The organism is Variovorax sp. E3 (genome assembly GCF_016082275.1).
GTDB lineage: Bacteria > Pseudomonadota > Gammaproteobacteria > Burkholderiales > Burkholderiaceae_C > Variovorax.
The window spans coordinates 1-3495 of sequence record NZ_MOWM01000294.1 but is presented as its reverse complement, the minus strand read 5'-3'; the positions used below and the strand labels follow the sequence as shown (position 1 = coordinate 3495).

Below are 3495 nucleotides of genomic sequence, written 5' to 3'. Positions count from 1 at the left end.
TAACGCCCTGGTGCTGTTCAATCCGGCACCCGTGACCTGAACTTCAAGTGTTTGAACAGCTTGATTGCGGCGGTGGTGGACGCAAGCGCCGCGATCTTGCGGTCACCCTGGTCGAAGCGCTCGAAAGTCGCATTCTCGCGGGGCTGATTCGAGAGGGTGAAAAGCTGCGACCGAAGCAGCCTTGATGGGACAATTCGGCGTGAGCCGCACCGTCGTTCGCGATGCACTCTCAAGAATGAAAGCTGGCGGCTGGATCAAATCTCGCCAAGGGTCGGGCTCTTTTGTCAGCGGCACAGGCCATGGCAACGCGCCCGGCACGCAAGGCCCTCGCCATCTTGTCGGACTTCAGTTTGCACTCGACATACTCGAACTCCGCGTCGGCTTGGAGTCAGAAGCAGCTGCGTTGGCTGCCCAGCGCCGCTCGGCAAGTGATCTCAATCACATTCGGAACGCACATGACGTACTGCAAACCGACCTGCCGGACGAGAACGTCAGAGCGTTAGCGTATCTGGATTTTCACTTGAGGATTGCGCAGGGTGCGCATAGCCCGCAGTACTTGTCAGCGCTGGAAGCCATGAGCGCTGCGATGGTTTCGCTGTCCGTTTTCCAGCGCATGCACGCCATGAATGCACGCGTCACCTGGGAGCTCCAGGAGATGAGCGAACACGGCGAAATTCTTCTTTCAATAGACAGACGCGACTCCGAGGGTGCCCGCGCGGCCATGCGACTTCATCTGGCAAACAGCCGCGTACGCCGCCTTGCGATCTCGCTGGAGACTACCGTCGCGGATCTCCGCCGAGACTAGATTGCACAACCCTGCGGAGTCCCCTAGACCAAGCCCCGCTTGTCATCAACTCAATGAGACATCGGTGCGGCCCCACATCGCGTATTCAAATCGTCCTCAGCTCTGGGAAGTCGACTCTCGCTCGACGATTCGGAAGCCGACGTCCACGATGGGCTGTGCAATGGCGACACCGCGGCACCTGTCCAGGATCAGCCGCGCGGCGGTACTGCCGATGACGGCACCATCCACTTGCACGGTGGTCAATGAAGGCTGCATGTGCGCAGCAAATTCGGCATCCCCGAATCCGCACACAACCAACTGCCCCGGCACTCGCAGCCCCCGCGCCTGAGCCTCAGCCAGCACCCCTTGGGCCAGTTGATCGGAACTGCAATACACGGCCTGCAGGGTCGGGTCCTGCCGCAGCAGTTCGTTCAAGGCCCTGCGGCCCAGTTCCATACTGCTGGGCGCGGGCACCACGGCGGTAGGCACGTCGCGCCCGAGGGTCGCGAGCAAGCCCTCGCGGCGAAGGGCACCGCGATGGTCATCGCCGGTAGCGATACCTATGCGCTGCCACCCCTTGCTCAAGAAGTATCCCGCGATCGCGCTGCCAACCTTGATGTGCGAAAAGCCCACCAACATGTCCACCGGCCGATCGCTCAAGTCCCACATTTCCACGACTGGAATACCGGCGTTGCGCAGCTGTTCGCGCGAAGCGGTGGAATGCACCAGGCCCGTGACCACGATGCCGTCGGGGCGGCGGCTGATCATGGTGTTGATCAATGCCTCTTCGCGTGCGTGGTCGTAGCCGGTCTGGCCCAGAATCACCTGGTAGCCAGCGGCGTCGAGAGAGGATGTGAGGCTTTGCACGGTTGGCAGAAACTGTGCCACCGAAATCGCCGGCACCAGGCAGGCGACCATCAAGCTGCGCTTGGACTTCAGGCTGCCGGCCAGCAGGTTGGGAATGTAGCCCGTACGCTGCACGGCCTCTTGGACCTTGGCGATTGTGCCTTCGGACACGACAGCGGGGTTGCTTAGAGCGCGGGACGCCGTAATAAGCGACACCCCGGCTTCCCGCGCCACGTCATGCAGCGTGGCGGACTTGGTGGCGCGAAAAACAGTCATGACAGATCTGCGGCGAAAGGTGGTGTCGGCAAACGCAGTTGCGTTTTTTTGCTGCGCGAGGTGTGCCCTATGGTATCCAATCACGCGGGCGCCGCCGGTTGACGCTCAAGTGGTCGAGTTACCCGAATCGGAGAGTCTTCGATACGACTTCAAACAGGATCTCGAACGCGCTTTGCTCTCATTGATGGGAGGGGTGGTTCAGTCATGGAAGTCGTTGCGAACCTAGGCATGCTCGATGGCGCCGTCCGGGCCTGCGCCTCGACTGGCGCCGACCTGGAAGCTGCGAGACTTTCGCTCTCAAGGCCGGATGTCGGGCGACGGAATTGTCGCTACGCCCTGGGCACTGGCTGCAGCCGCCTGTGCCGACATGGCGGCTTGGTATGCGGGGCGCGCCTGCAAGCGTTCCCAGTAGGTCGACACGGCTGGCGTGAATCGTTTGTCCAACCCCAAGTGCTGGGCAAGTAAAAGCGCGTAGCCGACCGAAATATCGGCTGCGGTGAACCGGCCAGCGCAAAGATACTCCTGCTTCGCGAGCAGAGGGTCCAGTGTTCGCAGACGCGCCAGAAACCATTTGCCATAGTCTTCGGCGACCTGCGGTTGTCGGCGCTCCCCCACCTCGAAATGGGTGTATCGCAAGACGAGCGTTTGCGGGAAAGTCAACGTCGCTTCTCCGAAATGAAGGAAGTTGAGATAAGCGCCGTAGTCTGATTCGGTCACACTGACGTCCAGATTGCCGGCTGAGTACTGTGCCGCGAGGTACTGGCAAATGGCCACCGACTCCGTCATACGGATGCCGTCCTGGGAAAAGGCGGGGACAGTGCCTAGTGGATTGATGTCCAGGTACGAGCGGGCTAGCGCTCGCGGCGGAAATGGAAGCATCTTCAATTCGTAAGGAACGCCAATTTCCTCGAGTGCCCAAAGCGGCCGGAATGACCGCGCACTGACGCAATGATGCAAGGTGATCATTTCTGTATTCTCTCCGCCTCATCTGCGACCGAAAGCGACTCCTTTTGAATTGCTCATGGCTACCGACCTGCCGACGGAGTTCGAAGTGCCTCGTCCCATTTCCTCATGAACGGTTGTCGCAAGCTCTCCGCCAGACTTATGGCTCTGGATCAGGAAGCCTAGAGAGACAACGACATCAACGTCGCGCGCCCTTCCATCGCCAATGGTCTCCAAGGCGAACTCAAGCGTCCATGCAACCCTGTCAAAGCAGCAAACACGTATGACGGATTCGAGCTGATGAAGCGACCGTGGTGATACCTTTATCGGGTATCCCCCACCAACATTTTCTGCGGAGAGAGCTTCAACCAGTGAGGCTCTCAGGAGTTTGGCCAAGTTCTTAGCATCGTCACTGGGTTTCATGGTCCTCGGGATTTCTAACACCTTGCTTTCTCCAAACTCGCGCATGAAAGATTCGCTGAAGCAATCGTAGGTACGACCGAGCACCCCCGAGCAGCCGGGTCTGATTTCACTGCGCTCTCCGCATTTCAACAGTCCCTAAGCCAGCGCGCGTTGAATCAGCAGCTTCTGGATGTCCGACGTGCCTTCATAGATCTGGCACACGCGCACGTCGCGGTAGATGCGCT

At 59.8% G+C, this 3495-nt stretch carries 5 protein-coding genes; 2 read left to right on the top strand and 3 right to left on the bottom strand.

Annotated elements, in window-relative coordinates; translation table 11 throughout:
- Positions 1-47: 47 nt before the first annotated feature.
- Together BMG07_RS40165 and BMG07_RS40160 are read left to right on the top strand one after the other, a co-directional pair.
- Positions 48-185, top strand: coding sequence for a hypothetical protein (locus BMG07_RS40165; protein ID WP_198089141.1), 138 nt, complete (start codon positions 48-50; stop codon positions 183-185).
- Positions 185-805, top strand: coding sequence for a FadR/GntR family transcriptional regulator (locus BMG07_RS40160; protein WP_269759889.1), 621 nt, complete (start codon positions 185-187; stop codon positions 803-805). Before BMG07_RS40165 ends, BMG07_RS40160 begins: the two co-directional genes overlap by 1 nt.
- A gap of 96 nt (positions 806-901) precedes the next feature.
- Here BMG07_RS40160 and BMG07_RS40155 read toward each other — a convergent pair whose 3' ends face one another.
- The 3 genes from BMG07_RS40155 to BMG07_RS40145 all read right to left on the bottom strand — a co-directional run.
- Positions 902-1906 (bottom strand): LacI family DNA-binding transcriptional regulator, encoded by a 1005-nt coding sequence (locus BMG07_RS40155; RefSeq protein WP_198089139.1) that lies wholly within the window; start codon positions 1904-1906, stop codon positions 902-904.
- Positions 1907-2203: 297 nt separating this feature from the next.
- Complete coding sequence (locus tag BMG07_RS40150; RefSeq protein ID WP_198089138.1) at positions 2204-2872, bottom strand: glutathione S-transferase family protein; 669 nt, start codon at positions 2870-2872, stop codon at positions 2204-2206.
- Positions 2873-3406: 534 nt separating this feature from the next.
- Positions 3407-3495 (bottom strand): acyl-CoA dehydrogenase family protein (locus tag BMG07_RS40145; protein WP_198087535.1); only part of this gene is annotated, 89 nt, incomplete at its 5' end.